Source organism: Salinibacterium sp. NK8237 (assembly GCF_015864955.1).
Classification (GTDB): domain Bacteria; phylum Actinomycetota; class Actinomycetes; order Actinomycetales; family Microbacteriaceae; genus Rhodoglobus.
The window spans coordinates 742411-762327 of sequence record NZ_JADYWE010000001.1; the positions used below are offsets into that span (position 1 = coordinate 742411).

The 19917-nt window shown below is 62.1% G+C and carries 20 protein-coding genes; 5 read left to right on the forward strand and 15 right to left on the reverse strand.

Going from position 1 to position 19917, the window contains the following annotated elements; translation table 11 throughout:
• Positions 1-25 precede the first annotated feature (25 nt).
• Positions 26-2197 carry an MMPL family transporter gene (locus tag I6E56_RS03610; protein ID WP_197136095.1) on the reverse strand — a complete coding sequence of 724 codons (2172 nt, stop codon included), beginning with the start codon at positions 2195-2197 and terminating at the stop codon, positions 26-28.
• A gap of 77 nt (positions 2198-2274) precedes the next feature.
• Between I6E56_RS03610 and I6E56_RS03615 the strand changes: the two genes are divergently transcribed.
• On the forward strand, positions 2275-2853 hold the full coding sequence (locus I6E56_RS03615; RefSeq protein WP_197136097.1) for a MarR family winged helix-turn-helix transcriptional regulator: 579 nt from the start codon (positions 2275-2277) through the stop codon (positions 2851-2853).
• Positions 2854-2895: 42 nt separating this feature from the next.
• On the opposite strand, the gene I6E56_RS03620 is transcribed toward I6E56_RS03615, so the two are convergent.
• On the reverse strand, positions 2896-3822 hold the full coding sequence (locus I6E56_RS03620; RefSeq protein ID WP_197136098.1) for a tyrosine recombinase XerC: 927 nt from the start codon (positions 3820-3822) through the stop codon (positions 2896-2898).
• A 38-nt stretch (positions 3823-3860) separates the two neighbouring features.
• Between I6E56_RS03620 and I6E56_RS03625 the strand changes: the two genes are divergently transcribed.
• Positions 3861-4679, forward strand: a complete 819-nt coding sequence (locus tag I6E56_RS03625) for an SDR family oxidoreductase (RefSeq protein WP_197136099.1) — start codon at positions 3861-3863, stop codon at positions 4677-4679.
• On the opposite strand, the gene I6E56_RS03630 is transcribed toward I6E56_RS03625, so the two are convergent.
• The 3 genes from I6E56_RS03630 to putP all read right to left on the reverse strand — a co-directional run bounded on the left by I6E56_RS03630 (position 4666) and on the right by putP (position 8223).
• Complete coding sequence (locus I6E56_RS03630; RefSeq protein WP_197136100.1) at positions 4666-5538, reverse strand: NADPH-dependent oxidoreductase; 873 nt, start codon at positions 5536-5538, stop codon at positions 4666-4668. The genes I6E56_RS03625 and I6E56_RS03630 overlap by 14 nt on opposite strands.
• A gap of 75 nt (positions 5539-5613) precedes the next feature.
• Positions 5614-6543 carry a phosphodiesterase gene (locus I6E56_RS03635; RefSeq protein ID WP_197136101.1) on the reverse strand — a complete coding sequence of 310 codons (930 nt, stop codon included), beginning with the start codon at positions 6541-6543 and terminating at the stop codon, positions 5614-5616.
• Positions 6544-6702: 159 nt separating this feature from the next.
• The gene (putP, locus tag I6E56_RS03640; RefSeq protein WP_197136102.1) at positions 6703-8223 is read right to left on the reverse strand and encodes a sodium/proline symporter PutP; all 1521 of its coding nucleotides are present in this window, start codon (positions 8221-8223) and stop codon (positions 6703-6705) included.
• Between the two features lie 262 nt (positions 8224-8485).
• Between putP and I6E56_RS03645 the strand changes: the two genes are divergently transcribed.
• A complete protein-coding gene (locus tag I6E56_RS03645) occupies positions 8486-9055 on the forward strand; it encodes a uridine kinase (RefSeq protein ID WP_197136103.1) in 570 nt (189 codons plus the stop codon).
• A gap of 54 nt (positions 9056-9109) precedes the next feature.
• Here I6E56_RS03645 and dprA read toward each other — a convergent pair whose 3' ends face one another.
• From dprA to I6E56_RS03665, 4 genes are all read right to left on the reverse strand, one after another.
• Positions 9110-10390 (reverse strand): DNA-processing protein DprA, encoded by a 1281-nt coding sequence (gene dprA / locus I6E56_RS03650; protein ID WP_231606410.1) that lies wholly within the window; start codon positions 10388-10390, stop codon positions 9110-9112.
• A gap of 2 nt (positions 10391-10392) precedes the next feature.
• Positions 10393-11925 (reverse strand): YifB family Mg chelatase-like AAA ATPase, encoded by a 1533-nt coding sequence (locus I6E56_RS03655; protein WP_197136107.1) that lies wholly within the window; start codon positions 11923-11925, stop codon positions 10393-10395.
• A complete protein-coding gene (locus I6E56_RS03660) occupies positions 11922-12278 on the reverse strand; it encodes a YraN family protein (protein ID WP_197136109.1) in 357 nt (118 codons plus the stop codon). The genes I6E56_RS03655 and I6E56_RS03660 overlap by 4 nt, the downstream gene beginning before the upstream one ends.
• 94 nt (positions 12279-12372) lie before the next feature.
• Positions 12373-12879, reverse strand: coding sequence for a hypothetical protein (locus tag I6E56_RS03665; RefSeq protein ID WP_197136111.1), 507 nt, complete (start codon positions 12877-12879; stop codon positions 12373-12375).
• A gap of 69 nt (positions 12880-12948) precedes the next feature.
• On the opposite strand from I6E56_RS03665, the gene I6E56_RS03670 reads away from it, so the two are divergent.
• Complete coding sequence (locus tag I6E56_RS03670; protein WP_231606232.1) at positions 12949-13530, forward strand: GNAT family N-acetyltransferase; 582 nt, start codon at positions 12949-12951, stop codon at positions 13528-13530.
• On the opposite strand, the gene I6E56_RS03675 is transcribed toward I6E56_RS03670, so the two are convergent.
• Positions 13490-14104, reverse strand: a complete 615-nt coding sequence (locus I6E56_RS03675; RefSeq protein ID WP_197136113.1) for a LysE/ArgO family amino acid transporter — start codon at positions 14102-14104, stop codon at positions 13490-13492. The genes I6E56_RS03670 and I6E56_RS03675 overlap by 41 nt on opposite strands.
• A gap of 28 nt (positions 14105-14132) precedes the next feature.
• Between I6E56_RS03675 and I6E56_RS03680 the strand changes: the two genes are divergently transcribed.
• Positions 14133-17045 (forward strand): FAD-binding and (Fe-S)-binding domain-containing protein, encoded by a 2913-nt coding sequence (locus I6E56_RS03680; protein ID WP_197136115.1) that lies wholly within the window; start codon positions 14133-14135, stop codon positions 17043-17045.
• A 63-nt stretch (positions 17046-17108) separates the two neighbouring features.
• Here the strand turns inward: I6E56_RS03680 and I6E56_RS03685 are convergent, their stop codons facing one another.
• From I6E56_RS03685 to I6E56_RS03705, 5 genes are all read right to left on the reverse strand, one after another.
• Complete coding sequence (locus I6E56_RS03685) at positions 17109-17432, reverse strand: DUF2469 domain-containing protein (protein ID WP_009772690.1); 324 nt, start codon at positions 17430-17432, stop codon at positions 17109-17111.
• 22 nt (positions 17433-17454) lie between these two features.
• Positions 17455-18090 (reverse strand): ribonuclease HII, encoded by a 636-nt coding sequence (locus I6E56_RS03690; protein ID WP_197136117.1) that lies wholly within the window; start codon positions 18088-18090, stop codon positions 17455-17457.
• 3 nt (positions 18091-18093) lie between these two features.
• Positions 18094-18849, reverse strand: coding sequence for a signal peptidase I (gene lepB, locus I6E56_RS03695; RefSeq protein WP_197136119.1), 756 nt, complete (start codon positions 18847-18849; stop codon positions 18094-18096).
• Positions 18850-18914: 65 nt separating this feature from the next.
• Positions 18915-19262: a 50S ribosomal protein L19 gene (rplS, locus tag I6E56_RS03700; RefSeq protein WP_197136120.1), complete on the reverse strand. Its 348-nt coding sequence runs from the start codon at positions 19260-19262 to the stop codon at positions 18915-18917.
• Between the two features lie 130 nt (positions 19263-19392).
• On the reverse strand, positions 19393-19878 hold the full coding sequence (locus I6E56_RS03705) for an MFS transporter (protein ID WP_197136121.1): 486 nt from the start codon (positions 19876-19878) through the stop codon (positions 19393-19395).
• Positions 19879-19917 lie beyond the last annotated feature (39 nt).

The following is a 19917-nucleotide window of genomic DNA, read 5'->3' on the forward strand; positions in this document are numbered from 1 at the left end:
GGCGAGCATCCGAGTTGTGCGTCGACTAGGCGTCGATGCTGTGTTTCGGCGAGTGGTCATCCTCCGCATGCTTCGGAGCGTGCTCCTCGGTGTGAGCCGGAGCGTGCTCACGCACATGCTCGGCAGCGGCACGCTTCGGGGTGCGCACCTCTGCGCCAATCGAAATCACGCGACCCGGCCACCAGAACTTCTCGCCAAGCATGAACGCAAGCGACGGCACAATCACCGTACGAACGAGAAGCGTGTCGAGCAGCACACCGATGCAGACAATGATTCCGATCTGCGTGAGCGTAATGAGAGGCAGAACACCGAGCACCGCAAACACGGCCGCGAGCAAGATGCCGGCGCTCGTGATGACGCCACCGGTCGAGGAAAGCGCACGAATCATTCCCTGGCGTGTGCCGTGCTCGACCGCTTCTTCTCGCGCCCGCGTGACCAAGAAGATGTTGTAATCCACACCGAGCGCCACAAGGAAGAGGAAGCTAAACAGCACCACATTGGTGTCGATAGCGGGGAATCCGAAGACCGACTGGAACAGGAGCCAACTCGCGCCTAAGCTCGCAAAGAACGAAGCAAGCACCGTGAGCAGCAACAGAATCGGAGCAACAAGCGAACGCAAGAGCAGCACCAGCACAATGAAGACCAGGCCAAGGATGAGCGGGATTACCAGATCCTGATCATGCTGCTGGGCGCGCTGCACGTCGAGAGCCTGCGCATCCAACCCGCCGACGAGCGCATCAGCACCGTCGATGCTGGAGAGTTCAGCGCGGAGAGCCTCGATAGCGGCGAACGAGCCTTCAGTCTCGGCTGCGTCATCCAACACCACACTGATCTGCGTGATCGTCGACGTGCTTTCACCGATGCTGACAGCATCCACACCGTCAACTCCCTCGGCAGCCTGAGCAGCTTCATCGGCGTAATCAGAGTTCACAATGACGGATGCCGGCGAACCGCTGCCAGCGGGGAATGCTTCAGCAATAAGGTCCTGACCCTGAACCGCTTCGGGAACCTGCGTAAAGCTCTCGGTTTGCGAGAGACCAATCTTGATTTGCGGAACGCCCAAGGAGAGAGCGCCAAGCACGATCGCACCCAGAATGGCAACGGCAACCGGCTTCTTGGATACCAGAACGCCCAGCTTGTGCCAGACACCGCGTTCTGCGCTGCCCTCCGTGCCGAACTTGGGGATGTACGGCCAGAAGAGACCGCGACCGAACAAGACGAGAGCCGCCGGCAAGACGACGAGCGCGAAGATCATGGCGATAACTACACCCGTGGCACACGCGATGCCCAGCGCACGGTTGCCCTGCAGCTCAGCGAACACCAGCGTGAGGAGGGCGAGCACCACTGTGCTTCCACTGGCGATGATGGCGGGGCCAGCTCCGCGCAGTGCCCGCGACATCGCTTCGCGACGGTCTTCCTCCAAGCGCAATTCGTCACGGTACCGGGCGATGAGCAGCAGCGCGTAGTTGGTGCCGGCACCGAAGACCAGTACCGAGAGAATTCCCGTGACCGAGGCATCCAAGGGTATGCCAGCGAGCGCGGCGACACGAGCCGCGACGATGCCGGCAAGCCCGTCAGCGGTACCGACGACGATGAGCGGGACGAGCCACAACCAGGGGCTGCGGTACGTCACGAGCAGGAGCACCGCGACAACAATCACGGTGGTGATGAGAAGGGTGAAGTCAGCGCCTTCAAAGACGGCGGCGATGTCGACCGCGAATCCTTCAGGACCGCTGAGCAATGCAGTGAGGCCACTCGGAAGGTCGGCGTTGGCTTCAGCCCGAATCTCGTCCGCGCGCTCGGCTTGTTCGCCAGCTTCGGAGAGGGAATCGAGCGGAACCGTAACGATCGCGGTCGTGCCGTCGTCGGAGAACGTCGGTGGTGGAACGAATCCCTCGGCCGAGAGGTCGCTCAGCGTGCCAGCCGCCTCGGTGATGGCAGCGGTGTCGTCGTCGGTGAGTACATCACCGTCACGCGTGAAGACGAGAAGAGCAACCGTGGAGTCAGCCCCAGGGAGGTCTTCTGCTGCAGCGGCAGCCTGTGCTGATTCGGCTGACTCCGGAAGACCGACGCCGGGAAGGGCGCCCTCTTCGTTGCCCGAACCTGCCGCGAATATTGCGCCCGCCGCGAGAAAGGCGGCGACCAATACGATCCACGAAGTGCGCCGGGCAGTGATGAACGTCCTGAGGCGAGACATCGCTCTCCTTCTGAAGAAAAGTACTTCGATTAACTAGATATTAGACAAGTTAGAAACATAGCGGTAAAGTGAACGGCATGCAACACACCGAATCCCCTCCGGAGCGTCCCGACGCGCGACGCCCCACCCAGCTGTTGCGCGACATCCTCGATATCAGCGAAGAGTTCGAGGACCACGTCGGTCGAACCCTTTCGGTCAACCCGACCGACCTCGAAGCGATGAACCACCTGATCATGAGCGGGCCGCTGCCACCGACCGAGCTGTCTCGTCGCCTCAATATCTCGACGCCAGCCGTGACCGCCTCAATAGACCGACTCATCAACGTCGGCCATGTAACGCGGGAACAACATCCCACCGACCGCAGAAGCGTCGTTGTCGTGCCCAACCCGAGTTCGGTCGCGACCGCCATGGCCACGCTGATGCCCATGATTATGGGGATTGACCGCGTGCTCGACAACTTCGACGACAACGAGAAAGACGTCATCGAGCGCTACCTCGATCAGGTCGTCTCCATCTATCGCGCGCAGCTCCCGGAGCCCACCGACGTTCCCTCCCCCAAGCCAGCCGTCGCGCCACCCAAGATTGACCCGCCAGGTCCACGCCGCACGTCCTGGAAACCAGAAACCCACGTGGGCGACAGCCCGCTCCTGGGCTAAGAGATACGAGAAGCTTGGCCGCTGACCGTCGAGGCCGAATGCTTAAGCACGGGGATGCGCGGTGCGGTAGCTTTCGCGCAAGCGCTCCGTTGAGACATGGGTATACAGCTGGGTAGTGCCCAGACTGGCATGCCCCAAAAGCTCCTGCACCGCCCGTAGATCGGCGCCGCCATCGAGCAGATGGGTGGCAGCGGTATGTCTCAACGTGTGGGGGCCGGATCCGCCCGAACCGGGAACGTCGGCGAGCAAATGCGCGATCACTTCATACACCGTGCGCGCACTGACACGCTTGCCACGGGCACCCACAAATAGCGGTGCCGCTCCCCCGGTTTCGGCGGTGAGTTGCGGTCGACCACGCTCGAGATAATCGGCGATGGCGCGTTGAGCCGGAATTCCAAACGGAACCACCCTCTCCTTCGACCCCTTACCCATCACGCGCACGGTGAGCCGGGAATCATCCACGTCATTCGCACTGAGCCCCACAAGCTCACTCACCCGCAGCGCCGAGGCATAGAGGAGCTCGACAATAGCTCTGTCCCGCAGCGCTACTGGATCTGCCGTGGACGCCCGCGACTCAACACTCTGCAACATCTCGGCCATCTGATCGCGATTGAGAACCCGGGGCAAGTGCCGGTCGGCCTTCGGCGCCTTAAGACGAGCCGCGGCATCCAACTCGGTGTAATTATTCTGGGCCAACCACGCGCTGAACGCCCGCGAGGCTGCCGCCCGACGCGCCAACGTAGCTTTTGCGAGCCCCTCTTGGGAGGACTGCCACAACCACTCACGCAAGAGTTCGAGATCGAGATCAGCGGGCTCTGTCGCCAACCGCTCTTCCGCGAAGGCGACGAGGTTGGTGAGATCAGAACGGTAGGAACGAATCGTGTGCACGCTGAAGCCGCGGTCTGCCGAGAGGTACTCGACGAACGTCTCCACAAGGCGGGGCAGGTTCACCCCTCTATCGTGCGCCATGCTGACGACAATGGGGCTCGACGCGATAGCGTTTCGGGATGACCATTCAGCCTCCACGCCCCGCTGCCAGCACGGCCCGCGGCACCGCACTCATCACAGGAGCAACTTCCGGCCTCGGGGCGGAGTTCGCCCATCAACTCGCTTCTGGTGGCTACAACATTGTTCTGGTAGCGCGAGATCTGGCCAGACTTGAGGCTGTCGCATCCGACCTGCGCTCACGCTACGGCGTCACCGCCGAAGTGCTGAAGGCCGACCTCACCAACGTCGACGAACGGGCGATTGTCGAGCAGCGTTTGCACTCGGCGGATGCCCCCATCAGCTATCTAGTGAACAACGCCGGCTACGGACTGGCGCAAGAGTTCGAAACAAACTCGATCGACGACGAAGAGCGGATGCTGGAGATTCTCGCCACCGTGCCCCTCCGCCTCAGTCACGCAGTGCTCGGCGGCATGCTCAGCCGAGAATCCGGCACCGTACTTACTGTCGCCAGCATCGCTGCGGGCGCCCCGCTCGGGCTCTATAGCGCGGCAAAAGCATGGCCGCTCAGTTTCAGCCGTTGGGCCAACGCCCACTACCGCCACCGCGGCGTGACCTTCAGCGCCGTCGCGCCCGGGTTTGTCCGCACTGAATTCCACGCTCGACTCGGCATTGAGCGCGCCGACATGGCCCCGAAGTGGATGTGGCTCGATGCGAGCTTCGTGGTTCGCTCCGCCCTGCGCTCAGCGGCACGCGGTCGCGCCGTCTCGGTGCCCAGCGTGCGCTACAAACTCATCTGGGCTCTGATGAAAGTCACGCAACCACTAATCATGGTCTTCGTCGCGCGCGCAAGTCGTGCCGCTAGCGCTAACGGATCCTGAAACCGCGCGCTTCGACCTCGTCTTTGAGGTGGTCGCGCATCGCAACCGACGGCCCCGTTACACCCTCCGGCTGGCTGGTGCGGCGGGCGGTGTGCTCGGCCCAACCATATTCCGAATCAGGAATTTGCGCGCTTGCGCTGGTGACCTGACGGCCCGAGTAGAGACCGTTGGCAATCATGACGTCGTCGTAGTCGCTGACGTGCTTCTCGATGTCGTCACCTGAATACTGTTCCCGGTGCACAACGGCCTCGCTCGACAAACGCGGCTTTGTTCCCCGACGCACTCCCTCCCTCGGATGACCGAGAGTGAGACCAGCGACGGCAAAGACTCCCTGGGGCAGGCCCAACTCGTCGGCAATCGCCGAAGGCTGATTGCGCACCGAACCAATAGGAACAGCGCCAAGCCCGAGCGACTCGGCGGCGACTAGCGCGTTCTCAAGCGCGAGAGCGGCATCGACGGATGCCATAAGGAACATTTCGAGGTTGTCAGCGTCGAATGTGTGCCCCTGTCGCTCGGCGAGGTAGTGAAAACGGGACACATCGGCGCAGAAGATCAGCATGACAGGGGCTTCAGCGACGTAGCGCTGGTCGCCAACTAGGTGAGCCAGGCGAGCACGGCGCTCTGCATCCTCAACGACGATGATGCTGAACGCCTGCAGGTTAGATGACGTCGGGGCGCTGCGGGCAGACACCAAGATTGCTTCCAGCGCCTCCGCCGCAATCGGTGTCGGCTCAAAGCTGCGAATCGACTCGTGGCTCGTGAGCACCCGAATCGTATCTGTGATGAACTCGGGCGAAATCTCCCGCTGCTCTTGTTCGATTCGAGATGTGGGTGCGGTATTTATTGAGCCCAAAGTCATAGTTCAATGATTTCACGGCGCACTGGATGCTTCGTGCACACGCGACGCGAACGAGAAGCGTGCAGCAAGCCCGAGCTAGTCGGAGGCCGCCACTTCTGCCGCATTGAACGTGGAGTTTTTGGCTGAGAACGTCTCGAGGCGCTGCTCGGGCGTCATCGCTTCGACTTGCGCCCACGCTTCAGCAGAGTGGCCCGTGATCTCCGTGGTGTCGCCGACCGGAATGATCGAGTGCACGGTCTGCTTCTCGTAGACGTGCACAACGTTGACCGACTGCCCGTAGTCAACTCCGGAAAGCAGTCGTTCATGGGCACTGAGGTCGAGGGTGTAACACGTCGCTGACGCGACGGAAACAGGGATGCCAGCGAAAGTCGAATGTGTCGAATAGTGCAAATGGCCGCCCAGAATCGCACGAACGTCGCTGCCCTGCAGAACTTCCGCGAGCCGGTCTTGGCCCTGCAGCTCAAGCATCCCCATCGCCTCCAACATCGGGGTAGGAATGGGCGGATGATGCACCGCCAGAAGCGTGCCGTGCGGTGCCGGGGTGGCCAGTTCGTTGCGCAACCACTCCAACTGTTCGTCGCCGATCTCGCCGTGGTGGTAGCCAGGCACCGTGGTGTCGAAAGAGATGATGCGCAATCCGTCGATCATGTAGACCCGGTCTTGCGGGGCATCCGATTCTTCGTCGAACAGCAGCGATGAGTACTGGGCGCGCTCGTCGTGATTACCCATCACCCAAATGATCTCAGCATTCATGCGTTTCGCTGCCGGCTCGACGATTGCACGCAAACGCACGTAAGCGTCGGGCTCGCCCAGATCGGCGAGGTCTCCCGTGAACACGATGGCTTGAGGATTCGCGGTCGAGCGCTCAAGTTGAGCAAGTGCCTGCTCGAGGTGAGCGATCGTGTTGACGGCCCCATACAGCGGTCGACCGCCGGCGAGCAGATGCGTGTCGCTGACATGCGCGATGACGTGGCTGGGGGCAGGATATTGGCCGAGTTGAATCACAAGCCAAGCCTAGGGCGCGCCCCTGTCATCCGCCGTGAATTCTGAGAACTTTGCGGGAGACGCTCCCGCAGCGTTCATAAAAAACGCCCGCCCCCACAATTGTGGAGGCGGGCGTTTTGTGTTGTCGACCTAGCTAACGTGCGCCGCTAGGCCAGAGCATTAGTCCTTCTTGTCGAAGACGGGCAACGTGACCGTTCCCGTACGAACGCTCTCGACTGCAGAGTCGAACTCGGCAACAATGTTGTCGCTGTGCTTGAAAGTGAACAAGCTCACGACAATCGCAACAACGAGGTTGAGGATGAAGCCAGGCACGATTTCGTACATGACTCCGGAGAGCGCGTCGCTGTTGCCCCAGATAACGACAGTGACAGCACCGACGATCATTCCGGCGATGGCACCGGGAGCCGTGAGCTTGCGCCAGAACAGCGACAGCAGCACGATCGGGCCGAACGCTGCGCCGAAGCCGGCCCAGGCGTAACCGACGAGGTCAAGAACCGACGCCTGCGGGTCGAGTGCGATCAGGATTGCGACGATCGACACGATCAGAACTCCGAAACGACCGAGGACAACCTGTGCCTTAGGAGTGGCTTCCTTCTTGGCGACGATTTTGAAGAGGTCTTCGACGAGAGCCGAGGACGACACGATCAACTGCGACGAGATCGTGCTCATCACAGCGGCGAGCACTGCGGCGAGAACGAAGCCAGCGATGAGCGGGTGGAAGAAGATCTGCGACAGCTCAAGGAAGACCTTCTCGGGGTCGTCCAACGTGAGGTCGGGGTTTTGCTGGAAGTACGCGATACCGATGAGAGCCGAAGCGAGCGCGCCCAGAACGGAGACGATCATCCAGCTGATGCCGATGCGGCGACCGGCTACGGCATCCCCGGGGGAACGCAGCGCCATGAAGCGAACGAGGATGTGCGGTTGACCGAAGTAACCAAGGCCCCACGCTGCAGCAGAGATAGCGGCGATCGCGGAACCGCCGAAGAGGTTGAGCATGTCGACTTCTTCGGTGCTGACAGCGCGGATCGATTCCATCGCACCATCGATGCCGCCGACCTGAGAGATTCCGATGATAGGAACGAAAATCAGGGCGAGGAAAATCATGATGCCCTGAACTACGTCTGTGTAGGTCGCGCCGATGAAGCCGCCGAAGAGGGTGTAGAGAACGGTAACGCCACCGACGAGAAGCATGCCGAGGAGGTACTCCGAGTTGAAGGCGCTCTCGAAGAACTTGCCGCCGGCCACCATGCCAGAGGAGACGTAGAACGTGAAGAACACGAGGGTGATGATGCCGGCGGTGACGCGCAGGATGTGCGTCTTGTCTCGCAGACGGTTCTCGAAGAAGCTCGGCACTGTGATCGAGTTCTTAGAAACCTCGGTGTAGGCACGCAACCGTGGGGCTACGAACTTCCAGTTGAGCCAGGCGCCGACCGTAAGGCCGATGGCGATCCACGCTTCAACGAGGCCTCCAACGTAGAAGGCTCCGGGGAGTCCGAGAAGGAGCCAACCCGACATGTCGGATGCTCCAGCGCTGAGGGCTGCGACGCCGGGGCTGAGTTTGCGGCCAGCGAGCATGTAGTCGTCAAGGTTGGTGGTGCGCTTGTACGCCCACCAGCCGATCCCAAGCATTGCAGCCAGATAAATTACCATCGCGATAATTTGGAAGGTTAAATCGTTCACAGTGTTGCCTTTCTCATGCATGTGCGTGGGTTAAGCCTGTCTACCCTCGCAGAGATAAGGATTAGTAACAATCTAAAGAGCCGCGCATGAAACGTAAAGAAATCTAATGATTACCCCTCAGAACGCAGCTATACCGCAGGATGGTCGCGCTGACACACGAGTTTTGCGTGACTCGCGAGAGATTCACAGCTTTCACCCCTGCGCCCTATCCGCAATTGTCCCCCTAAAGTACCGATTGGTACAGACCTATAATTGCGCAACCATGACCCTCGCCTCAATCCTCGCCGCGTTAGCAGAGCTCCCGGCGTCTCCTCACACGCAACTGATTGGTGTGTCTGGTTTCTGCGGTGCCGGCAAGTCCACTCTCGCTCGGGCTCTCGCCGCGGAGCTTCCGGGATGCGTGCGTATTCGGGGAGATGACTTCCTCAACCCTGAGAAGTCTCATGAACGTTCCTCTGACTGGTCAGGGGTCGAGCGGCTGCGGCTTCGCAACGAAGTGCTTGACCCTGTGCGGAGAGGCATTTCGGGTTCCTTTCGAAGATTTGATTGGGCTGCGCGCGCTCTTGGCGCTGCGGAGCCTTTGCCCGAAGCCAAAATTGTCGTTGTTGATCTGATTGGACTCTTTCATCCAGAGCTCGCTGGAGCTTGGGACCTCACCGTGTGGGTTGACGTAGGACTCGCGCAGGCGACCGAACAGGGCAAGGCTCGTGACCGCCGACTTGGGCGCCAGCATGAGCGTTTGTGGGATGAGGTATGGGTTCCCAACGAGCAAGACTTTGTTGAACGCTTCGACCCGCGGTCACATGCCGATGTTCTGTATCAGCAGGGTTAGCCCCTCGCCCCTGAGAGCACACGTGCTGCTCATTGAGGTAGTGACCGGCGGAGATTAGCGCCCGCGGGTCTTGCCCGCGAGTTTCCACCCGCGCTCCGTTTCGGCGACGCGACCGTCGAGTTCGAGCAACCCGAGCTGGGCGCGAACCGTGGAGATCGCGAGGCCGCTGCGCGCGGCAATGTCATCGGTGGTGCGGGCGCTGCGAGCGCTGAGGGCATCGAGAAGGCGCGTGGTCTCGGTGTTGGCGGGGCTGCCAGCATCGGGATGCTCACTCGGCGTTTGTGTAGTGCCCGCGGCGTCTGTCGCGTCGTCGACCGACAGGAGTGCTTGCTTGAGAGGCGCGAGCTCGGCCATTTGGTCGGGGTTGGTGACGCACACGGCATCGTAGTCACGGATGAGGCGGTGGCAGCCTGCTGAGGCAGCGCTCGTAACCGGCCCGGGCACTGCACCGAGCGGGCGCCCGAGGGCAGCAGCGTGACCTGCCGTATTAAGCGACCCCGAACGCCAGCCTGCTTCGAGAACGACCGTGGCCAGGCTGGCAGCGGCTATCAATCTGTTGCGTTGCAAAAATCTCCATTTGGTTGGCGGTGAGCCGCACGGGAGTTCGGAAATCACCACGCCGTTTTCGACGATGCGGCCGAGGAGCGCGTCATGACCGCTCGGGTAGAAGCGGTCCACTCCCCCGGCGAGAAAGGCGACAGTGAGTCCTTGGCTGGCGAGAGCAGCGCGGTGGGCCATGCCGTCGATTCCGTAGGCGGCACCGGACACGATCGTGTAGCCACGATCGACGAGACCGGCGGAAGCTTCCATCGTGATGTGTTCGCCATAGCCGGTCGCCGCGCGCGCACCGACGAGGGCTATGCCGCGATCGATTCCGGCGAGAGCTTCGTCGGTTCCGCGCACCCAGAGCGCCGAGGGCGCGTGCCAGTCGAGATCGTTGAGCCGCGACGGCCACAGGGTGTCGTCGGGCGTGAGCAGGCGTGCACCAAAACGGGCGGCCTGCCGCAGAGCGATGAGCGCGGTGTTGGACTTGAGCCGCGGCATCCAGCGCTCGATTGCTTGAGCCATGTCGCCATCAGCCACCGCGTCACCGCCCGTTGACAGAGCGGCAGCGAAGCGTTCTGGTTCCCACCGTTCGACAACGCCGGCGAGTGCTCGCACGGCACCGAGTTGCTGAATGGCGCAACCAGCAAGACGATCGCCGGGCTCCGCAAGGCCACTCCACGTTGCTCGCGCGAAACGTTCTTCGATCGCGTCGCGATCGAGATCGACACCGCCGTCGACGCTGACTGCTTTCACGAGAGTCGCAACTTCTGATTCTTTGAGTCCAAACATGCTCACTGTGCCATGGCCTTTCTGAGGTAAAGCGCTTGCCCAACGTGGGTGTCGTCGGGTCGGGAATCGTCGGCGAGGTCAGCGAGTGACCAGGCGACGCGCAGAACACGGTCATAGCCGCGCATAGTGATGCCTCCACGTTCAAGAGCACGGTCAAGCCCTGCTGTGACCTTGGGTGCGAGCCGCAGTTCGCGTCCACGCAGATACGAACCTGGCACGTGCGAGTTGAGCCGCCACGGCGTGGTCTCGAGGCGAGCGGCTGCACGCTGGCGGGCCGCTGTGACGCGGGCGCGGGCATCCGCCGTTGAGAGAGACGGCCGCTCTCCCGCTAGCCGCAGCTGAGCACTGGTGATTCGCTCAACCCGGAACTGAATGTCGATGCGATCGAGAAGCGGCCCCGACAGGCGGGCAAGGTACCGGCGACGACTGTTCGGTGGGCACGTGCATTCGCTATCACGGGCGCCCCACTGCCCACAGGGGCAGGGATTGGCCGCCATCACGAGCTGAAAGCGGCCAGGAAAGTGAGCAATCGCATTGGCCCGATGGATGCTGATGACCCCCGATTCGAGCGGTTGCCGAAGTGCGTCTAGCGCTGCCGGCGCAAACTCGGGTGCTTCGTCGAGAAAGAGCACTCCGTCGGAGGCTCGGGCGGCAGCACCCGGACGAATCTGGGAACTGCCGCCGCCTACGAGCGCCGCGGCCGTCGCCGTGTGATGGGGCGCTTCGAGGGGCGGTCGGGTGGTGAGGCTGCTGCCCACCGGCAACCCGGCCAACGAGCGAATGGAGGAGACTTCGAGGGCCGCCTGCGGGTCGAGATCGGGCAAGAGCCCGGGCAGTCGCGCTGCAAGCATGGTTTTACCAGCCCCGGGAGGGCCGAGCAGAAACACGTGGTGGCCACCGGCTGCGGCGACGAGCATTGCGTCGATCGCATCGCTACTGCCGATCATGTCGGCAAGGTCGCCACCGGTGTCCGGGGCCGCCTCGGGGGTCGGTCGCGTAATCACCTCAACGGGCTCAGGCTCGAATTCTCCGCCATGCCAAATGGCGGCATCCCGCAGTGACGGCATTGCGATCACACGCATGTCTGGAACGAGCGACGCTTCATCGGCATTACCGCTCGGCACCATCACTGTTGTGAATCCGGCCCGCGATGCGGCGAGCACTGCGGGCAGCACACCGTTCACCGGACGCAAGCGCCCGTCAAGACCGAGCTCTCCAATGTGGAGCACACGGTCGATCGATTCTGCAGAAATAGTTCCGGAGGCGGCGAGCGCCGCGACGGCTATCCCCAGGTCGAAACCGGAGCCGTGTTTGGGCAACGCAGCCGGCGACAGGTTGACGGTGATTTTGCGGTTCGGCAGCCCGCATCCGGAGTTCGTCGCTGCGGCCCGCACGCGGTCTTTCGCTTCGCCAAGCGCGGTATCGGGCAAGCCGATGAGCACGAATCCGGGAAGGTTGTTGGAGAGGTCTGCTTCTATCTCAACGATCGCACCCTCGAGGCCGAGTAGGGAAACGGCGTAGGTTCTGCCGATCACGAGATGCGCTTCAAGTGTTCGATCTCCACGACTCCGCGCGAGGGCACAATCACCGCAACGGCATCGATGCGCACCGTCGAACCTGAGCCCGGATGATCGTCACACCAGGCCGCAGCGAGTCGTCGCAAACGTGCAAGTTTCGTGGCAGTGATGGACTCAAACGGATGCCCGAACAACACACTCGAACGAGTCTTGACCTCGACGAACACGAGCTCGTGGCGCTCTCGCGCCACAATGTCGAGTTCGCCCTGCGAGCACCGCCAATTGCGATCGAGGATCTCGAGCCCTGCACTGATGAGGTGGTCGGCCGCGAGGGTCTCGCCGTGCGCGCCTAGTTCGTCTTTTGCTGCCATGGCTCAAGAGTCGCGCCTGAGCATGCCCAAGAACGTGGCCCAGCACGAATGGGAGAACACTTCCCCGAGTGACGAACTGGGGAGGACTAGTTACCTAGTCCGCAGCACTCGCTGCCTCGAAAACCGAGACGCTGAACCGAGCACCGTCGTCAACGGTGACCCTCAGCGTCAACGTCGAGAGGTCACCCTCGAGAGACGAAGTGAGATAGGTCGATGCTGGTGTGCCCCGCTCACTGGCGCAGTTACTCGCCCACGTGCTATCCACGACCGTTTCACCAGAAACCAACGCCACCTCATACGGGGTGCTCCTGTCGCAGCCAATCGCGAGAAAGAGCTGGTCGACGGAGTCACCGAGAGGAGGGAGTGAGTACTCGTGTGAGCCGGAATCCACTTGCTCGAAGAGCACCGAGTACGGAGAGTCAGGGTTCAAAAAGTTGGAGTCAGCGCTGAGCAGTGGCAGTTCCCACTTGCTCCCCTCCGTCACGACGCCAGACTCACCCGACGGCCCCGACGATTCGGCTGCGTGTGGCTCAGTCGACACGCACCCGGCAAGCCCGAGCACCACCGCGATACCGATAAGAGCGACTCCATGACTACGCATAGTTGATTTCTAGCACGCCGTGACCCCACCACCTAGAGAAGGTAATAAATTTTCATTAAAGCTTCGTGGATGATGACACCGCACTCGGGGTATCGTGCCGGTATGACGAGCGATTCGGAGCGCAACGTATGGCTTGAGCGGTGGCAGGTCGAGGACCTTCCCGTGCTCGAACGCAGCAACACTCCCGAGATGACCGTCTTTGTCGGCGGGCCCGAAAGCGATCAACAGATCGTCACCCGACATGCCAAGTTTTTGCATCTGTGGGAGACGGGCGACGCGCGCATGTTCCGCATCCGGTCATCATCGGTGGCAGAGCCGGTGGGTTCCGTGGGGTACTGGAAGAAGCGGTGGCGCGACCGCGATGTCTACGAAACCGGGTGGAGCGTGCACTCCGCCCATCAGGGCCACGGCATAGCCTCCACCGCCCTCTCCGAATGCCTGCAGCACGCGGCAGACCATGGCGAACGCGATCAGGTTTTTGCGTTTCCTCGCACCGACAACGCGGCATCCAATGCTCTGTGTGCCCGCACTGGTTTCACGCTCGTGGGCGAAGCTGACTTTGAGTATCCGAAGGGGCATCCCATTCGAGTTAATGAGTGGATGTTCGACCTCACAGCCCGGCGAGCAAACTCGCTGCCAGCACAACCATGACAACGGCAATCAGGATGTCGAGCACCCGCCACGCCATTGGCTTCGCGAACAGTGGCCGCAAGTACCGGCTGCCATATCCAATCGCCGCAAACCATACGACGCTGCCGAGACACGCTCCGAGGGCAAACCACCACCGGTTGTCACCATAGGTGCCGCCGATGGAGCCGAGCAGCAGCACGGTATCGATATACACGTGCGGGTTGAGCCAGGTGAGCGCGAGCGCTGTGGAGAGGGCGGCGGCGAGCGTCATCCCCGCCCCGGATGCTGTTGCGGTGAGTGCTTGCGGTCGGGCCGCCCTACGCAGCGACAGAAACGCGTAGACGAGGAGGAAGAGTGCGCCGCCGACGCGGGCGACAATTAGGAGCCACCCCGCTTGCTCGATGAGGGCGCCGAGTCCCGCGACACCGGCGATGATCAGCACAATGTCAGAAAGCGTGCACACCAGTACCACTGCGGTGACGTGTTCGCGGCGCAATCCTTGCCGCAGAACGAAGGCGTTCTGCGCACCAATGGCGATGATCAGCGAGAGCCCGAAGCCGAATCCGGCAAGCACGATGGTGGCAATCAGGGGCATGAATTGACTCTAGAGGCACAATAGGAAGATGCCGGACACTTCTCTGCACGATCGCAGCGAAGTCGTTCATGCGCTCCGATCCGCCGTCGGTGGCGAAGTCGATGACTCCACGCGCCGCCGTGCCGAATACTCGAGCGATGCCTCGAACTATCGCGTCGTGCCGCAGGTTGTCGTATTTCCGCGTGACACCGACGACGTGCTGGCGGCGCTCTCGGTCTCTCGCGACAGCGGCACTCCCCTTACCTCGCGCGGTGGCGGCACCTCAGTCGCGGGCAACGCCATCGGCACCGGCATCGTGCTCGATTTCTCCCGCCATCTGAACCACGTTCTTGAGATCGATGCGGATGCCCGAACCGCCCGAGTGCAGCCGGGCACCGTGTTGGCCACTCTCCAATCCGCCGCGCAGCCCCACGGTCTGCGCTTCGGCCCCGATCCCTCGACCTGGTCGCGCTGCACCGTCGGAGGCATGATCGGCAACAACGCCTGCGGAGCTCATTCCCTGCAGTTCGGGCGCACCGCCGACAACGTGCGCAGCCTCGATGTGGTCGATGGCCTGGGGCGACGGTTCACCGCGGCGAACGACCCGAGCATCGTTGATGGTCTCCCCGCCCTTGTCAGCAGTAACCTCGCGACGATCCGCACCGAGCTCGGGCGTTTCGGCCGTCAGGTGTCGGGCTACAGTCTCGAACACCTCCTGCCTGAACACGGCAACAACCTGGCCCGCAGTCTCGTGGGCACCGAAGGCAGTCTCGTGACCGTGCTCGAGGCGACCGTCGATCTCGTGGCGGAGCCCCAGCATCCGCTGCTCGTCGCCCTCGGCTACCCCGACATGGCGACTGCCGCCGACGCTGTTCCCGCGCTACTCGCTCACCACCCGACCGCCATCGAGGGCCTCGACGCCCGAATCGTGGATGCCGTCAGCCGCACCCGTGGAGCCCGCGCCGTCGCCGCCCTGCCAGCCGGCGCCGGCTGGCTGCTCGTCGAGGTCACGGGAGACGACTCCGCCGAGACCCTCCAGCGCGCGCATCTTCTCGCCACCGATGCTGCGGCGATCGAGTCCCGCGTCATCACCGATGCGGCGGCCGCGAAACAACTGTGGCGCATCCGCGAAGATGGGGCCGGACTGGCCGGACGCACGGTATCCGGCCAGCAAGCGTGGCCCGGTTTCGAAGACGCCGCCGTACCCCCGGAGCGCCTTGGCGCGTACCTGCGAGACTTCGACGCCCTGCTGGCCGACTACAACATCGAGGGGATGCCGTACGGCCATTTCGGCGACGGTTGCGTTCATGTTCGGCTCGATATTCCCCTCGCGACGGATGGCGCCGTTCTGCGCGCCTTCGTGGATGACGCCGCCACCCTTGTCGCGTCCCATGGCGGCTCGCTGTCGGGCGAACACGGCGACGGTCGGGCACGCAGCGAACTGCTGCCGCACATGTATTCGCCGGCCGCAATCGACTTGTTCGGGCAGTTCAAGCGACTCTTCGATCCGCACAATCTGATGAACCCGGGCATCGTTGTCGACCCGGCCCCGGTCGATGCCGCGTTGCGCCGCCCGGCCGCGCTGCCGCTCATCAAGGTCAACGGTTTCGCGTTCAGCGACGACGATGGCGACCTCACGATGGCCAGCCACCGGTGTGTCGGCGTCGGCAAGTGTCGCGCCGACAACTCGGCCAGCCACGGTGTCATGTGCCCGTCGTTCTTGGCGACCGGCGACGAGAAGGACTCCACTCGCGGCCGTGCCCGCGTGCTGCAAGAAATGGCCAACGGCACCCTCGTGACGGGCGGCGTGAACTCGCCCGAAGTGCACGACGCCCTCGACCTCTGCCTCTCCTGCAAAGCCTGCGCGAGCGACTGCCCCGCCGGCGTCGACATGGCCACGCTCAAAGCCGAAGTGCTGCACCGCCGCTACGAGGGCAAGCTCCGCCCGCGCAGCCATTACCTGCTCGGCCAGCTCCCGCGCTGGGCACGCCTGATTTCGCAGATCGCCCCGCTCGCGAACGCCCTGCTGCGCGTTCCCCTCGTGCGACGCATCGCCCTGTGGGCCGGTGGAATGGATGCTCGGCGCACGTTCCCCGCCTTCGCCCGTCACCCCTTCCGTTCGAGCTCCGAGGCTCGTGCCCTGCGCGCGGCGCCCCCGGCAGAGGCAGCCACCGCTGGACGGGCAACCCCCGCCACCTCAAGCGCCGAAACCGCCGACTGCGACTCAGCCCGGCGCCCCCAGATCCTGCTCTGGGCCGATTCCTTCACCGATAACTTCTCCCCCGACATCGCCCGCGCCACGATCCGCGTGCTGGATGCGGCTGGCTACGAGATTCTGCTCCCGGAACGCGATGTGTGTTGCGGCCTTACCTGGATCACCACCGGGCAGTTGGCGGGGGCGCGCCAGAAGCTCACCGACCTGGTGACCGAGTTCTCTCGGTACACCGACCGCGGCATCCCGATTGTGGGCATGGAGCCGTCGTGCACGGCTGTGTTGCGCTCAGACCTAACCGAGCTTCTGCCCGACGACCCCGCAGCGGCGGCCGTCGCGCGTTCGACCTTCACACTCTCCGAGCTGCTCACCGCCCCGGCACCGCTTGGACCACAAACATGGACTCCACCAACCCTCAGCGACCACACCTTCGTCGTTCAACCGCACTGCCACCAGCATGCAGTCATGGGCTTCGACGCGGATCGCACGCTGCTCGCCGCCACGGGAGCAACCGTCACCGAGATCAGCGGATGCTGTGGGCTGGCCGGAAACTTCGGCATGGAGCAAGGGCACTACGACGTTTCGGTCGCGGTAGCCGAGAACGGCATCCTGCCTGCTCTGCGTGAAGCGGCAGCCGACAGCACGCTCGTCGCCGATGGCTTCTCGTGTCGCACGCAAGCATCGCAACTCGCGAATACCGAGGGCAAGCATCTTGCCGAGGTTCTTGCCGCTGCGCTTCCCGAGCGCTGAAGGCTCAGCGAACGCCAACCAGCCACCCGACCCACGTGCCAGCAGACCAACCAGCGACACGCGCTATTCGTCGAGCGCGAGTTCCTTCGGCAGTTCGAGATCCTTGGCGCTGAGTTCTTCGATGTTGACGTCTTTGAACGTGAGCACGCGCACGCTTTTCACGAAGCGGTCGGAACGGTAGACGTCCCACACCCACACGTCGGTCATGGAGAGCTCAAAGTAGAAGTCGTGCTCCGTATCGCGGCGCACCAAATCGACCTCGTTGGCGAGGTAAAACCGCCGTTCCGTCTCAATTACAAAACGGAACTGGCTCACTACATCGCGGTATTCGCGATACAGCGCAAGCTCGACCTCGCGGTCGTAGTCTTCAAACTCGTCTTCATCCATGCTGTCTTCATTGTAGGCCGCACTACCGCAACCATGTGTGCCGATGAAGTTCGGTGGCGCCGAGGCTGCGGATCCCCTCAAAGTGGGCGGCCGAGCCATACCCTTTGTTGCTGAGCCAGTGATACCCCGGGTACTCGTTGTCGGCTTCGATCATGATTCGATCACGCTGCACTTTCGCCACTACGGATGCCGCAGCCACCGATACGCAGTCACGGTCGGCCTTGACGCGGGTGTGCACTCGCGGCGCTACAGTCAGGGCACCGCTGAGCCAATCGGTGCTGCCGTCCAACAGCACTATGGACGACATGACGTCGAGCCCGGCTTCGTGCAATTGGATGAGCGCGCGCTTGCCGGCGAGCCCCAAGGCCGCGGTAATGCCGATCGAGTCGATCTCGGTGGCATCCGCATAGCCGACCGCTGAAAGCGGCGCCCACTCAAGAGTAAGCGGCTCGAGAAGTTCGCGACGTTTCTGGCTAAGCATCTTGGAATCGCGCAATCCGACAGGCCAGACGCCGTGTGCGGGCGTCATGGCGGTCATCCCAACTCCGACGGGCCCGGCAATCGCGCCGCGGCCTACTTCGTCGCAGCCGATGACGGCTCGGGCCCCTGCCCGAAAGAGTTCGAGTTCAACGTCGCTATTCGGGTCTGCTACCGCCACTGTCTACTCGGCGTTCTGCGTGACCCGCTGGAACGTCGTGGAGTAGTTATCGAGAATGCTCCAGCGTTCGGTCGGCCAGCTGATGAGCATGGCACGCCCGACCACAGAGTCGATCTTCACGAAACCGCCAGTGGGGTCATCTTTGTGAAAGGCGGAGTCGGCAGAGTTGTAGCGGTTGTCACCCATGACCCAGATTGAGTCGTCGGGCACAGTGACAGAGAAGTCTTCTTTAGTGGCTTTAGTAATAGCGTCAGGGAGCTTGATATACGGCTCCTCCAGCGGGATGCCGTTAACAATTATTTGCCCGAACTCGTTGCAGCATTCCACGGTGTCGCCCGGAAGACCGATGACACGCTTGATGAGGTGATTGCTACTGTCGGGCGCACTGAGGCCGACAAAGGCGAGCACGCCATCCACAGCACCGACAAACCAGTTCTGCGGTTCTACAGAGGCCGAGGGAAGCCAGCCACCCGGATCGGTGAAGACGACGACATCGCCGTGTTCGATAGAGAAAAGACTTGGCTCAAGCTGATTGACCAGAATACGGTCATCAATCTGGAGGGTGTTTTCCATCGACGACGACGGAATATAGAACGACCGCACCAAATAGGTCTTGATCAAAAACGAGATCAGAATCGCCGCGACGAAGATGATGACGAGATCGCGGAGGAAAAGCTTCCACCCACCGGACTTCTTAGCTGCATGGCGAGTATCGCCACGGCTGCCCGGCAGCGTGTTTTCTACAGTTTCGTTTGTCATTTAACCCCAAAGCTCCCAGCAAGCATATGCCGCTGGGAGCCCTTGGTTTGTGAATTGCGAGAGTGTTAGTTGTCGCGCTTCTCTTTGATCTTTGCCTTCTTGCCGCGAAGGTCGCGCAAGTAGTACAGCTTGGCGCGACGAACGAGTCCGCGCGATACAACTTCAATGTGGTCGATGACTGGGGAGTGAACCGGGAAGGTACGCTCTACGCCGACCTGGAAGCTGACCTTGCGGACCGTGAAGGTCTCGCGAACGCCGTGGCCCGAACGACCGATTACTACGCCCTGGAACACCTGGATACGCGAACGCGTACCTTCGATGATGTTTACGTGAACCTTGACGTTATCGCCGGCACGGAAGTCAGGAATGTTGTCTTTGAGAGACGCCTTGTCGACGTCATCGAGAATATGCATTAGTGATCGCTCTCTGCGCCCGCCATGAGTCGAACACACTTAGTTAGATAAGAAAGTTTGTGCTTCAAGCGGTTACGACGCCCTCATGGCAGAGTCGTGCGCGAGCACAATCGACAATTCTGCCACAGATTTAGTCGAAATTACCATTCTCATCGGGTTCGAGGATGATCACGCGACCGTTGTCGAGCTTCTCTCCCGGGTGACTAGGCCGTTGAGCGTCGCGCTCGAACCCCTCGACGAGAGTTGTGAAGCGGTTGCGCGTCTCCGTCACGAGCTGCCAGAGGGCGATCCAGAACGCTGCAATCGCGACGATCACGATGAGAGCGGCGGGGAACGAGGCATCCACAAATCCGTAAATAATGATGGCCGCATGCCAGACCGTGAGCAGCCCGGCGTCGATCCACGACACGCTTCGCGAATCGCGCACGCTCTTGCGGGCAACCGTCAAACCTGCGATCGCGAGAAGGACAAACGCCAAGATCGGGCACAGGATGAGGAACAGAACAAAATCCCACCCAACACTCGACCCGTAGATGCCGCGCGCAATCAGCACCCACACGGGCAACACAACGACTGCGATGAACTGCCAGTAATAAAACGCACGCCTGATCATCATGCTTCTCAGGGTATCTTCGAAGTGATCAGGAATGCTGAG